This window comes from Pseudomonas sp. AP19, from assembly GCF_001728855.1.
Lineage (GTDB): Bacteria > Pseudomonadota > Gammaproteobacteria > Pseudomonadales > Pseudomonadaceae > Aquipseudomonas > Aquipseudomonas fluorescens.
In genome coordinates this window covers 35,308-58,330 of the sequence record NZ_LXJP01000022.1, presented here as the reverse complement: position 1 = coordinate 58,330, position 23,023 = coordinate 35,308, and the positions used below count along the sequence as shown (strand labels likewise).

At 58.8% G+C, this 23,023-nt stretch carries 27 protein-coding genes; 7 read left to right on the top strand and 20 right to left on the bottom strand.

Going from position 1 to position 23,023, the window contains the following annotated elements; genetic code table 11:
• Positions 1-2: 2 nt before the first annotated feature.
• From A7D21_RS16725 to A7D21_RS16645, 19 genes are all read right to left on the bottom strand, one after another.
• A complete protein-coding gene (locus A7D21_RS16725) occupies positions 3-1,013 on the bottom strand; it encodes a contractile injection system protein, VgrG/Pvc8 family (protein ID WP_053254673.1) in 1,011 nt (336 codons plus the stop codon).
• A gap of 9 nt (positions 1,014-1,022) precedes the next feature.
• Positions 1,023-1,235: a tail protein X gene (locus A7D21_RS16720; protein ID WP_017137071.1), complete on the bottom strand. Its 213-nt coding sequence runs from the start codon at positions 1,233-1,235 to the stop codon at positions 1,023-1,025.
• Complete coding sequence (locus tag A7D21_RS16715) at positions 1,228-1,611, bottom strand: phage tail protein (protein WP_053254672.1); 384 nt, start codon at positions 1,609-1,611, stop codon at positions 1,228-1,230. Before A7D21_RS16715 ends, A7D21_RS16720 begins: the two co-directional genes overlap by 8 nt.
• Positions 1,611-3,470: a phage tail tape measure protein gene (locus tag A7D21_RS35820; protein WP_069552184.1), complete on the bottom strand. Its 1,860-nt coding sequence runs from the start codon at positions 3,468-3,470 to the stop codon at positions 1,611-1,613. The genes A7D21_RS16715 and A7D21_RS35820 overlap by 1 nt, the downstream gene beginning before the upstream one ends.
• A gap of 127 nt (positions 3,471-3,597) precedes the next feature.
• Positions 3,598-4,170, bottom strand: a complete 573-nt coding sequence (locus tag A7D21_RS16705; RefSeq protein ID WP_069552183.1) for a phage tail assembly protein — start codon at positions 4,168-4,170, stop codon at positions 3,598-3,600.
• 168 nt (positions 4,171-4,338) lie between these two features.
• The gene (locus tag A7D21_RS16700; RefSeq protein WP_053254669.1) at positions 4,339-4,845 is read right to left on the bottom strand and encodes a phage major tail tube protein; all 507 of its coding nucleotides are present in this window, start codon (positions 4,843-4,845) and stop codon (positions 4,339-4,341) included.
• Positions 4,845-6,011, bottom strand: coding sequence for a phage tail protein (locus A7D21_RS16695; RefSeq protein WP_069552182.1), 1,167 nt, complete (start codon positions 6,009-6,011; stop codon positions 4,845-4,847). Before A7D21_RS16695 ends, A7D21_RS16700 begins: the two co-directional genes overlap by 1 nt.
• Positions 6,012-6,013: 2 nt before the next feature.
• On the bottom strand, positions 6,014-6,187 hold the full coding sequence (locus A7D21_RS35815) for a hypothetical protein (protein ID WP_162843515.1): 174 nt from the start codon (positions 6,185-6,187) through the stop codon (positions 6,014-6,016).
• Between the two features lie 84 nt (positions 6,188-6,271).
• A complete protein-coding gene (locus A7D21_RS34420) occupies positions 6,272-6,529 on the bottom strand; it encodes a tail fiber assembly protein (RefSeq protein ID WP_073637230.1) in 258 nt (85 codons plus the stop codon).
• An 11-nt stretch (positions 6,530-6,540) separates the two neighbouring features.
• Entirely contained in the window at positions 6,541-7,161 is a 621-nt protein-coding gene (locus tag A7D21_RS16690) for a hypothetical protein (RefSeq protein WP_053254667.1), read from the bottom strand.
• Positions 7,162-7,188: 27 nt separating this feature from the next.
• Complete coding sequence (locus A7D21_RS16685; RefSeq protein ID WP_053254666.1) at positions 7,189-7,722, bottom strand: hypothetical protein; 534 nt, start codon at positions 7,720-7,722, stop codon at positions 7,189-7,191.
• Positions 7,719-8,447, bottom strand: a complete 729-nt coding sequence (locus A7D21_RS16680; protein ID WP_053254665.1) for a phage tail protein I — start codon at positions 8,445-8,447, stop codon at positions 7,719-7,721. The genes A7D21_RS16685 and A7D21_RS16680 overlap by 4 nt, the downstream gene beginning before the upstream one ends.
• Positions 8,444-9,439: a baseplate J/gp47 family protein gene (locus A7D21_RS16675; RefSeq protein ID WP_053254664.1), complete on the bottom strand. Its 996-nt coding sequence runs from the start codon at positions 9,437-9,439 to the stop codon at positions 8,444-8,446. The genes A7D21_RS16680 and A7D21_RS16675 overlap by 4 nt, the downstream gene beginning before the upstream one ends.
• Positions 9,436-9,768, bottom strand: a complete 333-nt coding sequence (locus A7D21_RS16670) for a hypothetical protein (protein WP_053254663.1) — start codon at positions 9,766-9,768, stop codon at positions 9,436-9,438. Before A7D21_RS16670 ends, A7D21_RS16675 begins: the two co-directional genes overlap by 4 nt.
• A gap of 9 nt (positions 9,769-9,777) precedes the next feature.
• Positions 9,778-10,389, bottom strand: coding sequence for a phage baseplate assembly protein V (locus A7D21_RS16665; RefSeq protein ID WP_053254662.1), 612 nt, complete (start codon positions 10,387-10,389; stop codon positions 9,778-9,780).
• 3 nt (positions 10,390-10,392) lie between these two features.
• Positions 10,393-10,908 (bottom strand): hypothetical protein, encoded by a 516-nt coding sequence (locus A7D21_RS16660; protein WP_069552181.1) that lies wholly within the window; start codon positions 10,906-10,908, stop codon positions 10,393-10,395.
• A 23-nt stretch (positions 10,909-10,931) separates the two neighbouring features.
• Positions 10,932-11,270, bottom strand: a complete 339-nt coding sequence (locus A7D21_RS16655; protein ID WP_053254660.1) for a phage holin family protein — start codon at positions 11,268-11,270, stop codon at positions 10,932-10,934.
• A 284-nt stretch (positions 11,271-11,554) separates the two neighbouring features.
• Positions 11,555-11,713: a hypothetical protein gene (locus A7D21_RS35810; protein WP_171902618.1), complete on the bottom strand. Its 159-nt coding sequence runs from the start codon at positions 11,711-11,713 to the stop codon at positions 11,555-11,557.
• 149 nt (positions 11,714-11,862) lie between these two features.
• Entirely contained in the window at positions 11,863-12,597 is a 735-nt protein-coding gene (locus A7D21_RS16645) for an XRE family transcriptional regulator (RefSeq protein WP_073637233.1), read from the bottom strand.
• A gap of 189 nt (positions 12,598-12,786) precedes the next feature.
• Between A7D21_RS16645 and A7D21_RS16640 the strand changes: the two genes are divergently transcribed.
• The 5 genes from A7D21_RS16640 (at position 12,787) to fdxA (ending at position 17,737) form a co-directional block, all read left to right on the top strand.
• Positions 12,787-13,509, top strand: coding sequence for a zeta toxin family protein (locus A7D21_RS16640; protein ID WP_069552198.1), 723 nt, complete (start codon positions 12,787-12,789; stop codon positions 13,507-13,509).
• Positions 13,509-13,676 (top strand): hypothetical protein, encoded by a 168-nt coding sequence (locus A7D21_RS35805; protein WP_167422741.1) that lies wholly within the window; start codon positions 13,509-13,511, stop codon positions 13,674-13,676. The genes A7D21_RS16640 and A7D21_RS35805 overlap by 1 nt, the downstream gene beginning before the upstream one ends.
• Positions 13,677-14,101: 425 nt before the next feature.
• A complete protein-coding gene (locus tag A7D21_RS16635; RefSeq protein WP_069552179.1) occupies positions 14,102-14,383 on the top strand; it encodes a DUF3077 domain-containing protein in 282 nt (93 codons plus the stop codon).
• A gap of 296 nt (positions 14,384-14,679) precedes the next feature.
• Positions 14,680-17,271, top strand: coding sequence for a DNA mismatch repair protein MutS (mutS, locus tag A7D21_RS16630; protein WP_069552178.1), 2,592 nt, complete (start codon positions 14,680-14,682; stop codon positions 17,269-17,271).
• A gap of 142 nt (positions 17,272-17,413) precedes the next feature.
• Positions 17,414-17,737, top strand: a complete 324-nt coding sequence (gene fdxA / locus A7D21_RS16625; RefSeq protein WP_053254656.1) for a ferredoxin FdxA — start codon at positions 17,414-17,416, stop codon at positions 17,735-17,737.
• A 496-nt stretch (positions 17,738-18,233) separates the two neighbouring features.
• Here the strand turns inward: fdxA and apbC are convergent, their stop codons facing one another.
• Complete coding sequence (apbC, locus tag A7D21_RS16620; protein WP_053254655.1) at positions 18,234-19,328, bottom strand: iron-sulfur cluster carrier protein ApbC; 1,095 nt, start codon at positions 19,326-19,328, stop codon at positions 18,234-18,236.
• A 173-nt stretch (positions 19,329-19,501) separates the two neighbouring features.
• Between apbC and metG the strand changes: the two genes are divergently transcribed.
• On the top strand, positions 19,502-21,553 hold the full coding sequence (gene metG, locus A7D21_RS16615; protein ID WP_069552177.1) for a methionine--tRNA ligase: 2,052 nt from the start codon (positions 19,502-19,504) through the stop codon (positions 21,551-21,553).
• A 215-nt stretch (positions 21,554-21,768) separates the two neighbouring features.
• The gene (rsxB, locus tag A7D21_RS16610; protein ID WP_069552176.1) at positions 21,769-22,932 is read left to right on the top strand and encodes an electron transport complex subunit RsxB; all 1,164 of its coding nucleotides are present in this window, start codon (positions 21,769-21,771) and stop codon (positions 22,930-22,932) included.
• Positions 22,933-23,023 lie beyond the last annotated feature (91 nt).

Genomic DNA, 23,023 nt, shown 5'->3' with positions numbered 1-23,023 from the left:
GTCTATGCCGACAACCCATTCGCCGTGATTGAACTGCGATACCCCGTTACCGGATCGCCAACATGCACCACCTGTTTCATCGACCACTGGCCCTGCATATACGAAGGCCAGGTTTCATCCAGCACCAGCAACCCCTCAGCGGCCAGCAGCGGGTTGCCAGGGCAATCGATCAGCAGTTTCAAGCCTTCGCGTCCCACACGACGCAGTTCGCCTTCAGCCACGGCACGGGCCTCGGCTTCGTTCTGGCAGCGCTGACGCAAGGTTTTGAACGGGGCCACCCCAACCTCAACGATCTGTTGTTTGCCACCGGCGCCATCCCACCAGGTCACGCGGCTGCCCATGTATTTGGAGCGAGACTTTTCGTCGAGCTTGGCGGTGATGAAGGCCTGGTCACCGGGACGATTGTCCTGGGTCACAGACAGCTTCACCTGCGGTAACAGTTGGCCGGACAGCGATTTGACCTGCCCCGCTTCGGCCAGCACATACAACGCGTTGATCGGTTTGGTGACCGCGCTGTAGCGCCGGGCAAGGCGGGTGATGAACGCCATGTCGCTTTCGTTGGACTGGTCGATATGCGCAATCGCAATGCCTTCCAGCGCAGGTGCCACACGCGGTGAAAACCCGTGGCGACTGACCAGTTGGCGAAACAGTGCGCCCAGCGTGGTTGGCCCGTAACTGGCGGACCGACGCTGGCGATAACCGCTGGCGTCGAGCATGCTGAAAGGCGCGGCAGTCGCCACGATCATCAAGCGCATGGGAAACAGCACGGGCGTGCGCTGGGTGATCACGAACTCGCCTTTTTCCACCAACCCCGATTCCTGGTAACCCACGCGCAAACCGATCTTGCCGCTCAGGCTGGGCAAGCCTTCCAGCCCTTCGATATTGAGGGTCAACTCCAGCCGGTCAGACTCGATGCCTGCGGCGTCGGTATGGCTCCAATGCATCAGGCGTTGATTGAGCAGCGCGGCATTCGCGCCATAAAACTCCACGATCGGCGTAAATCCCTGTGCCATGTTGCCTCCTTAATCCCACGCCAGAACAGGCCGCACAGCAGCCGGCCGCGCTTGCATTTCCGGCACGATGACCCACACACCGGCGGGCAGTACCGGCCCGTACTCGGCAAGTTCGGGGTTCAGGCGCCAAAGGGTTTCTTCCGCCGCGTCATCGCAACGGCCCAATTCGCGGTAGAGCAACAGGTTGACCGAATCACCGGCAATACTTCGCACTCTACGCATTGACGAATTCCTCCAGTTCCATAGTCCAGGCCATGACCATGGCCGTGCCGTCATCAATCACGTTGCTTTGGGTTTCCATCACCGAGTTGATTCGCCACAGGCCCCAGTTACGGCCGATGCCATCGACCAGCGGCAACGGTATCCGGGCATTTTGCAGGGCGCGTAACTCGTCCAGGCGCTGCATGCCGATGGCGTACATCGCTGCCCCAGTGAACGTGAGTTTCTCCAGCTTCTGGCCGCTTTGCCGCGACTGGGGCTTGCTGGCAATAATCGCCAGGTCACTCCAGCCACCGTCGCTGGTACGCACCAGCGAGGAATAGGCGAAGCCTCGGGACAGGCCAAAAATAAACTCGCCGAGGACCATTTGTTGTCGCATCAATCACCTCCCGGAGGATCGGCCAGTGCCGCGTTGCGCCGAATCCCCAGGCTGTCGGTGACCATCGGCATGCATTGAAATTGCAGGGCCTGGATCACCTGGTTGACGACTTGCTGGGCATCGGCGGGGTTCACGCCAGTAATTTGAATGCTCGGCGCGAGGGTGACTTGCACGTTGTCGGTACGCGCAGCGTTGAGTTCTTTGCTCACCGCACCGGGTGCAGGCAGGCGATCACTTGAGCCGAACAATTTGTCTCCCAGCCAGGTGCCCGCTTCACTGCCGAGCAAGCCGCCGATAGCGCCACCGACAGCCGTGCCGACACCGGGAAATACCAGCGTGCCGATCGCGGCGCCGGCAGACGCGCCAGCCCAGGCGCCACCTGCCGTTGAGAGGCCGGCACCGACAGCTTTGGCGTCGCCGTTGCGCACGCCCTGAACCACGTCCAGGGCGGTGTCTACGTACTTCAACGGGCCGAGGCGGCGGGCGGCGGACGACTCCAGTTTGCCCATCGCCCCCCACACGCCTGAAGCGGGCATTTGCAGTGAACGCGCCGTTGGAACGGGCAGATGCTCACGGCTGACAGGCTGCACGCGTGACGGGGTATTGGCATGAACGTCGGAGGGCAACGGCACACGTCCTCGCTCCAAGGCTTCGATCAACCCAGGCCCTCTGCCTGTGGGTAATTGAGATGACGCCGTGTTGTTCTTACGCCTGTTTGTACTGGCTGCGCGAGGCTGTAAACCTGGCGCCGCGGGCCCAGCATGGAAACCGACAGACTGTTGCCGGGAAAACAACGTGGAAAGACGTTCGCCCACGCCACGCAGCGATGCCCCCCAACCAGCGCCTTTTGCCGAAGAGCGTTTTGTGGCGGCTGGTTTCGGTGCAGACGTTTGCTTCTTGGGTGTGTTCTGGGATTTTTTGGGGTTTGGCGACTTTTTTGTGTTTTCGGACTGTGGTTTTCGGGCGTTCTTTTTCCCGGAAGAACCTTGCGGTGCAGAACGGCTACTTGTGATGGGCTTTTCGGCCGCCGCTGAACAGCAGCAGGACTTTTCCTTTTCAAAGCCCTTGTCCTTGAACAACTTGCCAACCCCGCCGCCCAACTTACCCAGTGTCACATCGATAAGATTACCGGTCACACGGGTTTTGATCGTGTCCCCCAAGCCCGCGAAAAACCCGGTGAACACCGGCGAAACCACCGGCAAAATGACCGCCTCAGCCGTTTTAACCGTCTTGGCCATAACCGGCGATTGACTGGCCAAATCATTGGCCGTATTCATCACGCCAGTCTTCACTTGCAGCCATGTGGGCTCAAGCAAAACCGACACAGGCTCCAGCGTCTTGGAAAGCCGTTTTTCGCTTGCGCTGGACTCCTCGCGCAGAACCGTTGTCGACTTTTCCGAAGTCGCCGTCGCATCAAACGAACGGTGGGCATTCGTGTACCGAAGTGCTGCGACCGGGTCGAGAACCTGCCCGCTGCCCACCGTCATTGCTTCCCGAGTAATGCGCCGGTCTTCAGACCGGGTCGATTTAAACTCGGCAACCTTGGTTGTGTCGGTGTGTACCTGTGTGTTCACCAATGGCGCATCAGCCGCCTTCAGCGAAGACAACGACGTTGCAAGCGAATCCACGTTCTCGCGCAATACGCCCAACGACTGTGCGAATTCATTCAGTTTCAAGCCGGCATTGGCCAATTCCAGCACCATCCCGGATAACGGCTCCAGCGCCGTGGTGTCGACAGTTTTGTCTGGCCCGAGAGCACCTGAGCTGACGATATCGGCATCAGATGCGCCGTCTGCACGACCGAAAATGTCATGGCTATCCTTGGCCATGGCATTCGCGAGCGAATACTTGTTCTGCATCCCGCTTACTCCTGTTTAACGCCAAGGCGAGTGATCGCAATGTCGTAGCGGCGCAATGCTTTGCCGGCGTCCCAGTCGAGGATCTCCGCCTCATTGACCGAGTAAATCAACGGCACCACATCGAGAATTACTTCGATGTCGCGCTGCGAAAGAAGTCCGCCGGTTGATTTAAAAAATCGTCGATGCGCTCCTGCAGTTGCGTCCAGTCGGGCACCGTCAGGCCGGCGAGATCGGGGATCATCAAACCGGTGCAGTGCGCGGTGATGAACTCGGCACGCTCTTTGTTGGTGGTGAGTTTTTTCATCACTTTGGTGGCGCGCAAGGCGGGCATTTCCAGCGATAGTTCGGTGAGGCTGCGACCGGCAGCGTCGAGGGGCAGCAGCAGATGCACGGGCTCGTCGTGGGACGCCTCCTGGTGTTGATCCAGGAAGAACGCCGCAGGGCGCGTCGATATTTCATGCACGTACTGCGCGATGCTCACGTAGTCCGGACGCTTGAGTTGGTCGAGCTCTTTTTCCGACAGGCCGGTGGCGAGTTTCGCCAGTTCAAAAAACTGCTCGTCCTCGTCATCACCGGCCCGGGCCAGCGCGTCTTTCTGCGCGGCGTAAAACAACGGCTTGAGTTGAATCTGCTGGATCGTCGCGCCCGTGTCGGCGGTGATCGGGGACAGCAGAATGTGCAGCGGTGGCATCCAGGCCATGGGGCAATTCCTTGATGAGAAAGTATCTGCAAGACAACACCGGTCCATGTGGGAGCGGGCTTGCTCGCGAATGCGGTCTATCAGTCACACATGTATTGACTGACACTCCGTATTCGCGAGCAACCCCGCCCCCACACTGACAGTGTCCACTTCAGGTGCCGTGAAGGCTTACGGCATCAGCACCGCGCGGCGTGCATCGCCGAGAATGTCGACGCCGTTAAGCACAAACTTCTGGGTGCGCACGTCGATGTCGATCACCGAAATGCCATTTTCCAGACGGTTGTAGGTGCGGCAGGACAATTCCAGGGTGGTGGTGACCTTATCGCCCATCTTCAGCTTCGCCTCGGCCAGGGACTTCAATTTGCCGCCGACGGTGTGGTAGGTGAAGTAGGTCTTGCCGTCCTGGTCTTGCCCGGCTTCACGCACGTTGAGCAAGATGTCGTCACCCAGGCGCACGCCCAGGGCCAACATGATTTCCGGCCCCGCACCTTGCAGCACCAAAGTGGCGCCGAGCACCTTGCCGCTCTTGGCCATTTCTTCGGCAATAAAGCGCCCGCCGGACATGGCCTCCATGTCGAACTCGATCTTCGGCGGGGTGAACTCCTCCACGGTCGCGGACAACGGCAGGCCTTGAAGGGTGGCCGCAATGGCCTGTCTTACACGGTTGGTAAACATTAGAGAACGTCCTCCAGGAACTGCTCGATGATTTCATCGCGGGCATTGAGTTGATAAATCATGTGTTCGTTTGGCGCGTAACGACCGTAGTCGATGACGATGAACCAGGTGCCGTTCTTGTACTTCTCGACACTGTTCAGTTCCGGGTGCAGGTACACACTGCCGCCGGGAATGGTTTCGTCGGCCACCAGGGTTTGCAGCCAGTCGTTGATGCGCTTGACCTCCTGGTCCATGAACGACTTGGTGAGGTTCTTGGCCATGGCTTTCTGGCCGGCCTTGACCAGCTTGCGGCTGATCGCATCTTCCAGGCCGACATAGCTGATGAACTTGCCGGTGAGGGAGCGGTTACCCAGCAGCGAGAAACCACCGAGGATGGTGCGCGCGTAGTAGCTCACGCCATAGCGGTTGAGCAGATCGCCTTCGGTCGAGGTGTCGAGGATGTTGTACTCGACCACGCGGGACACGTCCTCGGCGAACGTCACCTGGTTGCCTGGGCTTTCCCACTGCTTGACCTTGGCCAGTGCAGCAATAGCCAGCGAGGATGGCGACAGGAACACGTTTTTCTTCGCCGCTTTGGAGTACACCGACGGCATGTTGTGCACCAGCAGGCAGCGGTCGAAACCGAGGTCGGCACCGCCCAGCTCGCCGCTGTAGGTCACTTGGTCAGCGACGGACGCATCCTTGCCGTCCAGCACCACACGGGCCTTGATGCGCTTGCCAAAGGCAGCGAACTCACCGGCCACGGCCTTGGTGCCGGTGAAGCCTGGGGCGCCAATGATGGTCAGGTCTTCAGGCACGCTGCTCAAGGCCGCCAGGCCCAGCTTGCGGCCGGTGGTCGGCTCGTTGCCGCCGATCACATTGTTGATCGTATCGGCCGGGGTTGCGCCCTCCTCCACGATCACCACATAGACCGGCACCTTCACCACTTTGAGGATCTGGTAAACCGCCTGAAATAGCGTGCCCGACTCAGCGCCGGTCGGGTCCAGCAGCGCCTGGGTGGTAAAGCTGTTGATGCGGAACGGCGCGTTTTTCGGGATCGACGCGTGGGCATTCGGCGCGGTGCCGACCAGACCGATAACATTATCGCCCAGGCCACCCATGGCCTCCGGGGATTCAGTGGCATTTACAGTGATGCCGTTGTGCTCGAAGTTAAGAACCTCAGCCATGGTTAGTCAGCCTTCTTGGGGGTGGAGTTGAGGACGCTGGTCAGTTCCAGGCGGCCAGCGGTGCGTAGAGCGGATGCTTCGACGTCGAGCAGTTCCAACTCCTCGCCGACGGTGGACCAGTGGCCACCTCCGGTGGGGAATGGGATGAGGACGGTGTAGGTTTGGCGGTTGTGCATGGGTGGAATTCTCCGTATGGAAAACGCCAAAGCCCCTACGGGAGGGACTTTGGAGAGGCGAAAAAAAACCGCTTTCGCGGTGGGTTACTTCAGGAAGGTGGGTAGTACGGGCCAGTCAATCTTCGAAGGTTCTGCCGCCTGCTCTGGGATGTCACGCAAAGCCTTACGATAGGCCGCTATTTCTGCTCGCTGCGCCGCAATTGCAGGATAGTCCGGCAATTGAGTGAAGTCGGTTGAGCGCAATAGTTGATCGCGACGAGCACGAATGGCTGCCCATTCAATTTCAGGCGTCGGCACAGCTATACCTACAGATGGACTCTCATTGCTAGATATTTCAGACATGCTCTATTTCCTTAACTAAAAACGACGGTATCTGCCAACGAAACCTTGGTTTTGAGATCACCCAAATTAAACAGACGACCATTACCCACTCGCATAGTGTCGATACGGACGGTGGTGTAATAAATATTAGGAATCAAAATTCGCATAACAATGTTTCCGTTCGCATCAACGTAAACAGCAGGTGTCATATTGCCAAAGGTTGAAACATTGTGCAGCGTTCGATTCGGTTTATAGCAATACCCGACCAACGTTTCATCGATAATTTTTGCCGTCCCGTAGCTGTAACCTTTGATATTGAACCAGAACATTTCTGCGTTGACATTAAGATTCAACGGAACCTGAAAATGCATATAGACATTGGTACTCGCGCCCAAGTCGGTAGACTTAAAATCGCCTATTGCCAATGCTTCATATACGCCTCCCGTACCGTAAACATGCCCTTGAAGAATAGTGCTGCGAATGGTGCCTGGATAGTTCGGGTCTCCCTCGACATCCTTTAGGCTGCGCCACTCGTTGAACTGGGACAAGGCCCCAGCCATTGTCGCATTGATACTACCGATCTTTCCATTGACCGATGTGGTCAAGTTATTCGCCGCTGTCACCAGCGACGCAATAGTCGTTTCTAGACTCACGTTTAAAACTCCTTAACTGTTTACGCCTTAACGGCCAGATTCCAGCGACATCACACGAAACAGCAACTCAGTATGACGCGCCATGTTGTCGATATTCGCCGTCGCTAGCACTGCAATATCCTCCCCCAACAAAATATTGAGGTTGTCACTCCCCACCACAATCGTCACGCTGTCCACCGGCAACGGTGAAATATCCAGCGTAAACTTCTGCAGCACCCGCGCCGCTGCCGCTTTATAGGTCAGCAACTTCCCCGCCACGGAATACACCGCCAGCAAGGTCCCACTGGCGAGGTAAAAACCAAACTCGCCAATCTCATATTCGGCCTCGCCATCAAACAGCGCGGCCATTCTGAGTTGCCGGTTGCTCAGGTCCTCGTAATCCACGATGGCGGCCCGTTGGCGCTCATCACGCAAAGCCACTTCTGTGCCGTCTGGGTTGTAGCGGCCGGTGCCAGCACCGATATGGGTGATTTCGCCTTTCAAACCCTGGTTCTTTGCCTGCAGCACTTCATCCAAACCCTTGGAGGTGAAGCGCACCAGGCGCGTAATGTCATCTGTCATGGCTGCGCCCTGAGGTCGTAGTCGTTAATGGTGAAGTGCCGGGCAAACCCGGCACTATTAAGCCGGGCGGCTAACCCGAATTCAGGCAACACGCCTTCCAACTGCAGCTCGCCATCAGTCAGTGGTGTGTGAGCTGCGCTGCAGAAGGATCCAGTGCTGTGTAGCTTCATGTCGGGCAAAGCACCCGGTTGGCTGTCGTCCAGAATACTCAGCCCCGGATCAGCCGCTGCGGCGAGTCGCAACCCCTGCGAGGTTTCATGCACGATGGTGATCGTCGCCCGGTCGCGTTCGCTTTGTGCCGCGTTGATGCGGCGAATCAGCCGGTTGTGATCACCACTGGACCAACTTCGCCCGATGATCGCCTGTATGTCGAAGGTGTAAGGTAATCCCGACGGACGCTGCTGATACCAGGCGATGATGTTGGGGGTGAATCCAAGTGACTCCACCGCGTAGCTCAATGCTTTGGGCATACCCGCCTGGCGCTGAATCTGCCAGGACAATGCGACCGTCAAACGTTTTTCAGGTTCGCTGGCATCGGCATCCCATTCACTGACGCCTCGGTCGGCGGCCAGGTAAGGCAGAAACTCGCCAGGCGTTTGCAGTGGATTCATCAACACCGGAAACGGCGGAATGACGCGGTCGAGCAATTGCCCGAATCCCAAATCCAGGGCCTTTTCCAACGGTGAGCTGTTGCCAGGTAACAAACTCGCTTTGGGCTCACTCATAGCGTGCGCACCTCCACCTCGACACCCGTGCAATACGGGGCCTGGAAGGCGTTGCTGATAATGGGTTCGAGCGGTTCAACGATTTGCAACTGCGCTGCACCCGCGCTGTGAATCGCGTAGTCGATCCAACTGGGGTCTACCCGCCCCTCGAGGCGATGACAGGATTCTGCATAGTCTTGCAGTAATTTCTGCGCCGCTACCTGAGTGAGCCCCGAGTCCGGACCGGCGTTGATCTTCGCGACCACACGGATTTTGTAGCGCAGGATGTGCGCGCCTTGCACGCTGACCAGATCGGTCTCTGGCCTCACATCCGGCCGTGCGAAATGGCGACGAACGCCGTCAAGCAAATCGGCGGATGGGCTGCCGTCGGCCTCACGAGAAAGCACCGTGACCATCACTTCGCCGGGCGCCGTTCGACGCGCGTTGCCGTCCTTGACCTGCGCCGCGTAGCCGTCCGGGTCAAAGGTGTAGCTGACCGTCACCACGCCCGGCGTGGCACTTTGCACCTTCACCGACGGTCGCTCGCCCAAGGTGAACACCTCGCGGCGATACTGCATCCGCGAGCCGGCTGCCGGTGCATGCGGCGCCAGGTAATAACGCAAGCGAGCGTCGTCGTCACTCTCCAACGTCGGCGGCACCGGCGGAAACGCCGCCGGGTCGCCGGGGTCGAGCACTTGGCGTTCCAGGCCCATATCGGCCAAGCGTGCATCCAGGTTGCTGCCGGTGGCCCACCACGCCAGCATCTGCTTGATACGCGCATTGTATTTGCGTTCGTGGGTTTGCAGACGTACACAAAACGCTTCCAGAGCGAGGGTCAGCAACTCGCTTTCGTTGTCGAGGCTGACCTTCAGTTTGGCCGCGCTTTGCGGTGCTCGGGTGGCGACGTAGTCAACAACGAACGCCTTGAATTCGGCCAGCAGCGGCTCGAACGCATCCACCGCAATGATGGCCGGTTCCGCCAGTTGATTCTGGCCGGGGATCAGCATGCTCATGTCACGACCTCGAAGGTTTGTTGGCGGTTTTTCCAGGTGCCGGCGAAACGCAAGAGCAGGCCGGCGCCTTGGCGGGTGGCGACGATGACTTGGGGTTGAAAATCGCCGATGCCGTTGTGGCTGTTGTAGAACGCTTGCGCGGCGTGGCTTTGGGCGAGGATCAGCAGGTCGTCGCCAAGGTTTTGGCCGAGCAGTTGCGGGATCAGCGAGCCGTACAGTGGGCGTTTCTGCCGAGTGCCCACCGGGGTGGTCAGCGCTCGGGTGGCGCGCTGCACGAATTGCAGCCAGTCATCGACGGCTGCCCCGGTGTTTCGATCGATGCCGAGCATGGAATGTCCTTATCGAGGGCTGATGACGCGGCCTTGATGGTCCACCAGCGGGCCGCTGAAGTGCGCGCCGCCAGCGTCCAGTACCAGGCTGGTGCCGCCGATTTGCAGGGTGATGTTCTGGGCGCTCATGACCAAGCTGGCGGCGCCGACCTTGACGTCTACCTGTTCGCGGGAACCGCTGAATGTGGTGGGGCCGTTGGCCCAGTTGAAGGTGTGGCTGGCGTCGTCATAGTCACTTTGGGTGCCGTCCTGATGGCGCCGCCGGGTCACTGTGGCAACGTCGGAAACTGGCGGAAACTGACGACTGTTGAGGCCGAACAAGGCCACCGACTGACCACCGCCTTCGCCGCCGCCGTAGTTGAGTAACAGGCATTGTTCACCCACGGACGGGATGCGCGTTTCGGTTTGCGCACCCGCGCTGGGGTTGAAAAAACGGATCGCCGGCGTGAGCAAATCACCATGGCTGACCTTGCAGGTATTGCTGGCGGCGTCGACTGACTGACACGTGCCGATCCGACAAAAACTCTCGGCGCGTCGATACAGGTCTTCAAGTTGCGTTTCCATTTCTGCCAGGCGCTCGACAATCGGCCCCAGTTGCATGCGTAACAGCGCGTCGAACATGGGCTACTCCGCCAGGGGTTTGTATTGGTCGGGATCGTCGATGTTCGACACTTCCCAGGTGCGGGCAAACAGCGGCTGGCCGGTAGGATCTGTGAGTAATACCGGCCCGATGTAGACGGTCTGGGTGAAGGAGACAGTCCAGGTGTCGTAGTCCGTTTCTGCTGTTGTTGCAGCAACCGGAGCGGCGACGATATTTATCGGCAAATCGCACTGGGCCAAGGGCAGGCCCCAGCGGTTATCCAGCACCTGGTCCATAAGCTGGCTGGCCAGGTCGCAGGCATCAAACGGCAGCGCACCCGGCGCCACCATGGCCCGGAGCGAAATCGTCAGGGCATGCGCTTTGCGCCCTTCGCGAGAGCGAATGCCTGGGCCATTGCCTTCGACCGTGATCAACACGCCGGTTTTATCCACGGCGCCCTGAAAATCCTGGTGATTGCCAACCTTCAAGTCCGGGAAGGCCGCGTGCAGCGCCGCGCCGATGGCGAGGGGCAGTTGGGAGGTTTTTTCGATAAGGGTCATATTAAGTAGCGTCCTTGCAACGGTTACTGCGGGTCTTGGCCGGAGCCTTGGTTGACCCCGATACGCTTGGCGGCCCAGCGTTCATAAAGGCCGATGGCGACATCGGCACCGGCCATTGCGGTGAGGCAACCAATCGCGCCGGCGGTCCAGATCGACATGCCGGCGGCGTAGCACAGCATCAAGGCCGAAACACCGCAGACCATGCACGCGCCGGAGCGCAGGGCCAGGCGGCGGATCAGCGACCAGCCACGTGCGCCTTCCTTGTCGGCGCGCCACATTTCACCGGACACCCCGCCGATCACTGCCAATACGATGACCAGCCAGATAGGCATTTCCGCTAACGCTTGCTGTTCATTTGTCATGTCACGCCTCCTGGCTGAGCACTCAATAGTCCGTTTTTCATTCACACATGCTTCGATAGGTCGGCATTCCAAAAAGCCCGGTTGCCCGGGCTTTTCAGTAATGATTTCCTCGAACGTTCGGCGCTACTGGCGCGGTACGGTTCTTTCCTCAATGTTTTTCCGACCACGATCCCTGTCTGCCGGATAACTGCTTCTGGTGCTTTACGCTGCACACCCGGGTCAGTTGCCAACCCTCTGAACCGTTAAGGCCGGTTCATCGCTGCCTGTTTTTTGAAGCGGTGTAACTAAAGAGCGTCGGCATCCTTGCCGGTGTTACCTGGCATCCCTGCCATCGCTTCGATGGCGTCCTTGCCGATGTTGCGTGCCGTCCTTGTCACTTTCCTTGGCAGCATCCTTGCCGCCTCCACCACCATGTTGGCTGGCTTGAGATGGAGAATATGCATGTATGCATATACAGTCAATGCACAAATGCATTTATTTTTCCCCATTAAATGCACGAATGCATTTCAAGCCTTGCGGGTGAAGGGTTTACCGGTTTTTTGCAGGCGAAAAAAAGCCCGCTCGGTGGCGGGCTTTGTCTTACGCAAGGAGGTTAACGGGCGTACATGCCCCACCAGAACACATGACCGAGGATGCTGATTTGCTCATCCTGGATATCCTGGAAGCTGTAGTCTTCGTCCGGGTGCTCATCGCGATTAAAGCTGCGCAGACGAATGCCGGAAGGCAGGCGGTAGAGCTGTTTGACCCGCAATTGGCCATTGTGATTGATCGCATACAGGTCGCCATCAACGATATCGCCAATGCCGCTCTTGCCCGCATTCACCCCCACCGTCGCGCCATCGCGCAGCACCGGCAACATGCTGTTGCCGCGCACCGTCACACACTTGGCCTGGTCGAACTGCACACCGTTATGGCGAAGGCTGCGCTTGCCGAACCGCAGGCTGGCCTTCTCGCTTTCCTCGATGACGAATCTTCCTGATCCAGCAGCCAATTCAACCTCGCGCAGAAAGGGGATCGACACCTCGTCATCATTAACGGGCGTGTCGTCATCCCACAGGCTTATGTCCTTGAGTTCCGAATGCATCGGGTCACGCCCGTCATCGCGCAAAGCGCCCACGGCTGCACGCCCACGCAAGTGGTCGGTGCTGACGCGGAAATACTCGGCGATGCGGGAGATGTGCTTGTCCGACGGATCAACGATCTTGCCGCTGAGGATCCGTGACAACGTGGATTGAGGCACGCCGGTACGCCGGTGAAGCTCCGTGGGGGAGATCCGGTCGCGGTCCAGCAATTCTCTTAAGACGATAGAAACGTTGCGTTTTTGCATAACGGGGATAATGGCGGGAGTTTTGGGGGTTGGCAAATGCTAAATTGCATATTTTATGCAAAATAAGGATGTGTTAAGTGAAGTTTCGGCCCGTCGCGATGTTTTAACCGAGTGATAGTCTTTGACACACCGCTGGAGCAGATGGGGATGCTTTTGATGGAACACACCGCATTTCACGACACCGACAGGATGACACCCGCGGAAATCGAGATTTCAGAAGAAGCACTGCGTTTTGCGCGCTCAAATAAAAAGTCAATTGCCAGACGCCTGACAGACAAAGCGATCTATCCGTCGGAGGAGTCGCCAGTTTCCGTCTTCATGGCAGGATCGCCCGGCGCAGGAAAAACAGAGGCATCGATTGCTCTTGTAAATCTATTCGCCGACACCCCAATTCTGCGAATCAACCCTGATGAACTTCGCAACGAATTTGCCGCTTACAAGGGGCCCAATTCGTGGCTTTTCCAACGAGGGGTATCGATTTTGGTCGAAAAAATAATTGATCAAGCACTGAATCAACGACAGTCCCTCCTACTCGACGGCACCTTTTCGAATCTCAAAGTCGCCAGAAGTAATGTTGAACGCTCATTGAAAAAGGGAAGATTCGTACAGATCTTATACGTATATCAAGACCCCATGCTCGCTTGGGATTTCGTGAAAGCTCGCGAGGAGGCCGAAGGCAGAAGAATTCATAAAGAGCATTTCATCGAGCAATACTTTGCAGCGCGTGACGTAGTGAATGCCCTTAAGCTAGAGTATCGAGGCGACGTTCATGTGGATTTGCTCATCAAGCATATCGACAACTCTGGACGGCTTTACAAAGCGGGCGTGGATAAGATTGACTACCATATCCCTGAGCAGCATACGCGGGCCGATCTAGAGGCCAGGCTCGGGCCACCATCAGGAGCGCATTGATGATTTCGATCAAGCTGGGCTTGTCCAAAGGCGCAAAAAGCTCTTTTGCCGACTTTATTCGTGACGCAAAATCCGATCAAAAAAAGCGCGTTTACAGCGAAGTTCTGACCGAGGCTACCAAGCAGCAGAATCTCGTGATGATGAAAGCAGAGGCGAAAAGAGCCTGATTGCTTCCCACACCGCTTTCTGAAGCCCGGCACTGTGCTGGGCTTTTTATTGGGCCAACTTATTAGTTGGCCCTAGAAGACACGTTCATTATCCATGCCCCAATGTGCTTTTCGACAGCAGCATAGCGACATATCCATTTCCTCAGTTGCACCCAGCACGCCCCCACGCTACCCTCCCTTCCGTCGCTGCCAATTCAGCGACCGGGCCTGATAACCCGGCAAGATGCAGGCGCACCAAGCGCCCCCAAAACCCGATTTGCAGGCGTTTTTTTCGCCCACCATTTCGTGCAATGGCGGCTGTGCGTGGGAGACCTTCGGGTCTGCCGGGTTCCTGTATCTCCGGTTTATCAGCCTGCGCACAGCTGCCACCCAATTCGCCTGATAACGAATGTGGTAGCTCTCAATTGATATGGGAGTTTTTACCGATGACCGCTACAAATCCGTCTGCATTAACCACCCTCGGCGTCACGCCCTTCTCCTTCCACTCCGACCAACCGCTATTTCGCGTCAACAGCGGCGTCTCCCTGCACGAAGCTTTACACCACGCCTCGGACCTCCTCCACGTCGCCAAGCAACTCGCCGAAGATGCGGCCATGACCAAAGAGACGGACCGTTACGCCTGGGCGTCGCATTACTTGCAGGAGATGGTCAAGGCCGTGGTTGATGATGTGGTGAAGGTGTTGGATTCGCCCGGTAACCTTCAGTAAGGGGCGAATCCAACACGGGCGCGGCGCCTGATTCCGATCAGTTAAGCGATAGCACAAGCACCGCGAACCCGTGGCGAGGGAGCTTGCTCCCTCGCCACGGGTTCGGTGTTCCTTACTGAGTGTTCATCCTTAATAGTGATGGCCATTGGGCGTTGCGCCATTTTTGGCTTTTACCTGGCTGTTTGTGACCTGCGAACCCTCGACCTCGCGTGTTAACCTTGCCGCCATCGCAAAATTAGCAGGGCCAAGCGCCCCATCTTTGCCCCACTCCTTTTAACGAATTTGCTAACTATCTGATGAGTAAAAACACGTCCGATCTGTCCTCCCACACGCCGATGATGCAGCAGTACTGGCGTCTGAAAAACCAGCACCCTGATCAGTTGATGTTCTATCGCATGGGCGACTTCTACGAGATCTTCTATGAAGACGCGAAGAAGGCCGCCAAGCTGCTGGACATCACCTTGACCGCGCGCGGGCAGTCGGCGGGGCAGTCGATTCCGATGTGTGGGATTCCTTACCATTCGTTGGAGGGCTACCTGGTCAAGCTGGTGAAGCTGGGCGAGTCGGTGGTGATCTGTGAGCAGATCGGCGACCCGGCCACCAGCAAAGGGCCCGTTGAACGTCAGGTGGTGCGCATTATTACGCCGGGCACGGTGAGTGATGAGGCGTTGCTGGACGAGCGTCGCGACAATTTGATTGCCGCCGTTTTGGGTGATGAGCGTTTGTTCGGCCTGTCGGTCCTGGATATCACCAGCGGTAATTTCAGCGTGCTGGAGATCAAGGGCTGGGAGAACCTGCTGGCGGAACTTGAGCGTATCAATCCGGTGGAGTTGTTGATTCCGGATGATTGGCCAAAGGATTTGCCGGCGGAGAAGCGTCGCGGGACCAAGCGCCGCGCGCCGTGGGATTTCGAGCGTGATTCAGCGCTGAAAAGTCTGTGCCAGCAATTCTCGGTGCAGGACCTTAAAGGCTTTGGCTGCGAAACACTGACCCTGGCCATCGGCGCCGCCGGTTGCCTGCTCAGCTATGCCAAGGAAACCCAGCGCACCGCCCTGCCGCATTTGCGCAGCCTGCGCCATGAACGCCTGGATGACACCGTGGTACTCGATGGCGCCAGCCGTCGCAACCTGGAACTGGACACCAACCTGGCCGGTGGTCGCGACAACACGCTGCAATCAGTGGTCGACCGTTGCCAGACCGCCATGGGCAGCCGTTTGCTGACCCGCTGGCTGAACCGTCCGTTGCGCGACCTGACCGTGCTGCAAGCGCGTCAGACGTCTATTACCTGCCTGCTGGATGGCTATCGCTTCGAAAAGCTGCAGCCACAGCTGAAGGAAATCGGCGATATCGAGCGCATCCTGGCGCGGATCGGCCTGCGCAATGCGCGACCCCGTGACCTGGCGCGCCTGCGCGATGCCTTGAGCGCGCTGCCACAGCTGCAAGTGGCGATGACCGAACTGGACACGCCGCACCTGCAACAACTTGCCGTGACGGCCGGCACCTACCCGGACCTGGCAGCGCTGCTGGAAAAGGCCATCATCGATAACCCGCCAGCGATCATCCGTGACGGCGGCGTGCTGAAAACCGGTTACGACAGCGAACTGGATGAGCTGCAGGCGCTGAGCGAAAACGCCGGGCAGTTCCTGATTGACCTCGAAGCACGCGAAAAAGCCCGCACCGGCCTGGCCAACTTGAAGGTCGGCTACAACCGCGTGCACGGCTACTTTATTGAGTTGCCGAGCAAGCAGGCCGAGTCGGCGCCGATCGACTATCAACGTCGCCAAACCCTTAAAGGTGCCGAGCGCTTTATCACGCCGGAACTTAAAGAGTTCGAAGACAAGGCGCTATCGGCCAAGAGCCGTGCCCTGGCGCGGGAAAAGATGCTCTATGAGGCGTTGCTCGAAGACCTGATCAGCCGCCTGGCGCCATTGCAGGACACCGCCGCCGCCCTGGCGGAACTGGACGTGTTGAGCAACCTGGCCGAGCGGGCGCTGAACCTTGATTTGAACTGCCCGCGGTTTGTCAGCGAGCCGTGCATGCGTATCGAGCAGGGCCGCCACCCGGTGGTGGAGCAGGTGTTGACCACGCCGTTCGTCGCCAACGACCTGTCGCTGGACGACGATACCCGCATGCTGGTGATTACCGGTCCGAACATGGGCGGTAAATCCACCTACATGCGTCAGACCGCATTGATTGTGTTGCTGGCACATATCGGCAGCTTTGTGCCGGCAGCCAGTTGCGAATTGTCGCTGGTGGACCGCATTTTCACGCGGATAGGCTCCAGCGATGACCTGGCCGGTGGCCGTTCGACCTTTATGGTGGAAATGAGCGAAACCGCCAACATCTTGCACAACGCCACTGAACGCAGCCTGGTGCTGATGGACGAAGTCGGTCGCGGCACCAGCACCTTCGACGGCCTGTCGCTGGCATGGGCAGCAGCCGAACGGCTGGCGCATCTGCGCGCCTACACGCTGTTTGCTACCCACTATTTTGAGCTGACGGTGCTGCCGGAAAGCGAGCCGTTGGTGGCCAACGTGCACCTCAATGCGACCGAGCACAACGAGCGTATCGTGTTCCTGCACCATGTGCTGCCAGGGCCGGCGAGCCAGAGTTACGGCTTGGCTGTGGCGCAGTTGGCCGGTGTGCCGAGCGAGGTGATTACCCGTGCCCGTGAGCACCTGAGCCGCCTGGAAGAAACCGCGCTGCCCCACGAGATTCCCGTGGCCAGCCCGGCCAAAGCCAGCACCAAACCCAGCGCGCCGCATCAAAGCGATATGTTCGCCAGCCTGCCCCATCCGGTGCTGGATGAGTTGGCCAAGCTTGACCTGGACGACGTGACGCCGCGCAAAGCGCTCGAAATGTTATATGCACTGAAGACTCGGATATAACGCAGACGCTTGCAAGCTGATAGAATCTCGCGCGGTTTGGGATGCTGCGGGCTTTTAGCCTGGCCTGCAGACTATCGCTCCCGAACCTCGCGAGCCCCACCATAAGGGGTTTCGCTGCCGCCGCCTGAGGAGAAAATTAGAAATGACCTTCGTCGTTACCGACAACTGCATCAAGTGCAAGTACACCGACTGCGTCGAAGTGTGTCCGGTGGACTGCTTCTACGAAGGCCCGAACTTCCTGGTTATCCACCCGGATGAGTGCATCGACTGCGCCCTGTGTGAACCAGAATGCCCGGCCGTCGCTATTTTCTCCGAGGACGAAGTCCCGGCAGAGATGCAGGAATTCATTCAGTTGAACGTCGATCTGGCGGAAATCTGGCCGAATATTACTGAGCGTAAAGATCCGATGCCGGATGCAGCGGAGTGGGATGGCAAGAAAGGCAAGATTGCCCAACTCGAGCGCTAAAAGCGCCGCCGCCCAATAAAAAAGGCCCCTTGCGGGCCTTTTTGCATTTCCACAGGGTAGGTTTCACTTTCCTGCAGACGAAAAAAGGGGCGGTATGACCCGCCCACATTTTTTCCCTAGTCCCTGTATTCCTTTTCATCATCCTGATGAATCGCATCCTGCGACGTTCCCTAACCATCGTTCCTTGATGGCTGTGTCAATCCGTGGACACAGGGCTGATCTTAGAGAGTTCCGAGGGAAGTTCAACGGGATCCAAGCTGCACAAAGGCAGAATTGAACGCCTGATCAAGTATAAATAACTGTTATTTTTCAACTAGATAGAAAAATCTCTCGATATTTCGAGATGTCTATGGCCGGTAAAAAACCCAAACACTTACGAAAAAGTAAGCGAATGCTTACACGCGCAATTGCGTAAATGAGTCATTGAGAACCGTTGACTGATCAGCAGGCATAAAAAAGCCCCGACAAGGTCGAGGCTTTTTTCCTTCAACCGGAATCAGTCGTCGCTGACCGTGATGGTCGGCATCGCCGGAGCCGCGGCTTCCTGCAGGACGATCCGCGCGCCGACGTGACGAGCCAGCTCCTGGTAGATCATAGCGATTGGCCCATCGGGTTCGGCCGCCACGGTGGGCTTGCCACCATCGGCCTGTTGACGAATTTCCATCGCCAACGGCAACGAGGCGAGCAATTCGACACCATACTGGGTCGCCAGCTTCTCACCGCCGCCTTCGCCAAACAGGTGCTCGGCATGCCCGCAGTTGGAGCAGATATGCACCGCCATGTTTTCCACGACGCCCAGCACCGGGATATTGACCTTGCGGAACATCTCCACGCCTTTCTTCGCGTCGAGCAACGCCAGGTCCTGTGGGGTGGTCACGATCACCGAGCCGGCCACCGGGACTTTCTGCGCCAGGGTCAATTGGATATCACCGGTGCCCGGCGGCATGTCGATCACCAGGTAATCCAGGTCGCCCCAGGCGGTCTGGGTGACCAATTGCAGCAGCGCGCCGGAGACCATCGGCCCGCGCCAGACCATCGGCGTGTTGTCATCGGTCAGGAAGGCCATGGACATGACCTCCACGCCCATCGACTCGATCGGCACGAACCATTTCTGGTCCTTGACCTTCGGTCGGGTGCCTTCGGCGATGCCGAACATCACACCTTGGCTCGGGCCATAGATGTCGGCGTCGAGAATCCCCACGCGGGCGCCTTCACGAGCCAGGGCCAGCGCCAGGTTGGCCGCCGTGGTGGACTTACCCACGCCGCCCTTGCCGGACGCCACGGCGATCACGTTCTTGACGTTGGCCAGGCCCGGGATCTGCGCCTGGGCCTTGTGCGGGGCGATCACGCACTGAATGTCGACCTTGGCCGAACGCACGCCGTCCAGGCCCTCGATGGCCATTTGCAGCATCTGCGACCAGCCGCTCTTGAACAGGCCTGCGGCATAGCCCAGTTGCAACTGAACCGAAACCTGGTCGCCCTGGACCTCAATGGCACGTACACAGCCGGCACTGACCGGGTCCTGGTTCAAATAGGGGTCGGTGTATTGGCGAAGAACGGCTTCCACCGCTGCGCGATTGACGGCGCTCATGGGCTACTCCCGAAAAAAGACTGACTGAAACAGGCGGCTATCCTAACCGTTCCGGGCGCCCAACGGCATGCTTTCGCAGGCCTGGGAAGATTCAGAAACAGCACCACGGGGTGAAATATATTTCCCGGCGCTTTATAGTGGCCGACCTCCGTTTCATCAAGTAGCCGAGCCCCATGTCCGAGCCACGCAAGATCCTCGTCACCAGCGCCCTGCCCTATGCCAATGGTTCCATCCATCTTGGCCATATGCTTGAGTACATCCAGACCGATATGTGGGTGCGCTTCCAGAAGCATCGCGGCAATCAATGCATTTATGTCTGCGCGGACGACGCCCACGGATCGGCCATCATGTTGCGCGCCGAAAAGGAAGGGATCACCCCGGAACAACTGATCGCCAATGTGCAGGCTGAACACAGCGCCGACTTTGCCGAGTTCCTGGTGGATTTCGACAACTTCCATTCGACCCACTCCGACGAAAACCGCGAGCTGTCGAGCCAGATCTACACACGCTTGCGCGACGCCGGGCACATTGCCACGCGTTCGATCACGCAGTATTTCGACCCGGAAAAGAAAATGTTCCTGGCCGACCGCTTCATCAAGGGCACCTGCCCCAAATGCGGCACTGAAGACCAGTACGGCGACAACTGCGAGAAGTGTGGCGCCACCTACGCACCGACTGACCTGAAGAACCCGCGGTCAGCTATCTCCGGCGCCATCCCGGTGCTCAAGGATTCCCAGCACTTCTTCTTCAAGCTCCCGGATTTCCAGCAGATGCTGCAAACCTGGACCCGCAGCGGCACGCTGCAGGAGGCCGTGGCCAACAAGATCGCCGAATGGCTGGATGCCGGCCTGCAACAGTGGGACATTTCCCGCGATGCACCGTACTTCGGTTTCGAGATCCCGGGCGAGCCAGGCAAGTATTTCTACGTGTGGCTGGACGCGCCGATCGGCTACATGGCCAGTTTCAAGAACCTGTGCGACCGCACGCCGGAGCTGGACTTCGATGCCTTCTGGGCCAAGGACTCCACCGCCGAGCTGTACCATTTCATCGGCAAGGACATCGTCAACTTCCACGCCCTGTTCTGGCCGGCGATGCTCGAAGGCTCGGGCTACCGTAAACCGACCGGTATTGCCGTGCATGGCTACTTGACGGTCAACGGCCAGAAAATGTCCAAGTCCCGTGGCACCTTTATCAAGGCGCGCACGTACCTGGACCACCTGTCGCCGGAATACCTGCGCTACTACTACGCATCCAAACTGGGCCGTGGCGTCGACGACCTGGACCTGAACCTGGAAGACTTCGTACAGAAGGTCAACTCGGACCTGGTCGGCAAAGTCGTCAACATCGCCAGCCGTTGCGCCGGGTTTATCCATAAGGGTAATGCCGGGCTGCTGGTGGCAGAAAACGCCGCACCGGAGCTGACCGAAGCGTTCCTGGCTGCCGCGCCAAGCATTGCCGACGCCTATGAAGCCCGCGACTTTGCGCGCGCCATGCGCGAGATCATGGGCCTGGCCGACCGTGCCAACGCCTGGATCGCCGACAAGGCGCCGTGGTCGCTGAACAAGCAGGAAGGCAAGCAGGCGGAAGTCCAGGCGATCTGCGCCACAGGCGTCAACCTGTTCCGCCAGTTGGTGATCTTCCTCAAACCGGTGCTGCCGCTGCTGGCCGCCGATGCCGAGGCGTTCCTCAACGTTGCGCCACTGACCTGGAACGACCACGCCACCTTGCTCAGCAACCATCAGTTGAACGAGTTCAAGCCGTTGATGACGCGTATCGACCCAGTGAAAGTGCAGGCCATGACCGATGCTTCGAAAGAAGACCTGGTCGCCAGCCAGACCGACACCGGCGAAGCGGCACCGGCGGGCAATGGCGAATTGGCCAAGGACCCGATTTCCGCGGAAATCGACTTCGACGCCTTTGCCGCCGTGGACCTGCGTGTTGCGCTGATCGTCAAGGCCGAAGCCGTGGAAGGTGCCGACAAGCTGCTGCGCCTCACCCTCGACCTCGGTGGCGAGCAACGCAACGTGTTCTCCGGGATCAAAAGTGCTTATCCGGACCCGTCCAAGCTCGATGGTCGCCTGACCATGATGATCGCCAACCTCAAGCCACGGAAAATGAAGTTCGGCATTTCCGAAGGCATGGTGATGGCGGCTGGCCCTGGCGGCGAAGAAATCTACTTGCTGAGCCCGGACAGCGGCGCCAAGCCGGGTCAACGCATCAAGTAAAACAGCCTGGTGTGAGGGCTGTTGTGACAGGCGGGCTTGCCCGCGTTGTGGCACGCAGCAGCCCTAAACCGAGCACCCGGCGTCATCGGTGTAAAATGCAGTGGCCCTCAATGGGGCCGCTTCGCAGCCCTACGCGGGGCAAGCCCGCTCGCCACGACAGGCCTGCCCACCCCGACAGGCCCTGATTGCTTAACCGGCATGCCAGTGATTCCCTCATGACTCTGATTCAACGTATCGACGCGCTGCTACCGCAGACCCAATGCGGCAAATGTGGGCACCCGGGATGTAAGCCTTATGCCGAGGGCATCGCGCTTGGCGAGGCGATCAACAAGTGCCCGCCCGGTGGGCAGGAAACCATCGCAGGTCTTGCCCAATTGCTACGGGTGCCGGTTCTGGAACTCGACACCAGCCGAGGCGAGGCCCCGGCTCAAGTCGCCTATATTCGCGAAGCCGAGTGCATCGGCTGCACCAAATGCATCCAGGCCTGCCCGGTGGATGCGATTGTTGGCGCCGCCAAGTTGATGCACACCGTCATCATGGATGAGTGCACAGGTTGTGACCTGTGTGTCGCGCCCTGCCCTGTCGACTGCATTGAGATGCGCCCAGCGGCCACGGTGGTGCCGATTGTGGGTGGCCTGGCGGCTGATGATCAGCAACGCCAGGAACGAGGCCTCAAGCGCGACCGCGCGCGGCGGCGCTGCGAACAACGCAGTGCGCGCCTGCAGCGGGAAGAAGCGCACAAGCTCGCCGAGCGACTGGCACGGGCCAAGCGCTCGGCGCCGGTTGCGCCGGTACCCGCTGATACCGCTCAGGCGGCCAGGGATGCGGCGGTCAAGAAGGCCAAAATCACTGTCGCAATGAGCCGTGCCCAATTGCATAAGTCCCTGAAAGCGTTTGGTCACCCACCGACGTTCGAGCAACAGACGCAGTTGATCGTCCTGCAACAACAGTTCGAAGCGGCAGAGCAGGCACTTGCAGCCCTGGAAGTGAGCAGCCCGGCGCCCCCGCCGCCACAAAAAGACCCGGCGCTCAAACGCGCCAAAATCCAGCTGGCCATGCGTCGCGCCGAACTTAAAAAAGCCCAGGACCTGAACGCAGACGAACAGCAACTGGCGGCCTTGAGCGTCGCGCTGTCCAGCGCAGAGCAAGCCTTGCATGACGCCGAAGCCGGCAGTGAGCAACCCCGGCCAGACTTGCAGCGTGTGGAAAAACGCCCCATCGATGCCCAACTGCGTCAGCTGAAAACCGCCCTGGCCTATGCTCGCGCCGATGTGAGCAAGTTACAACGCCAAGCGCACGTCAGCGCAGATGAGCTGGAAGCCGCCCAGCGCAAGCTGGATGACGCGCAACGCCTGGTGGACACCTACGGTGGCACCTGATCGGCCACGGTCGCTGCCGGCCGTACTGGCGATGGTTTATCCTGCAACGCCTGCACCTACCTTGAACACCACGTTGATCGCCTGCAAGGAA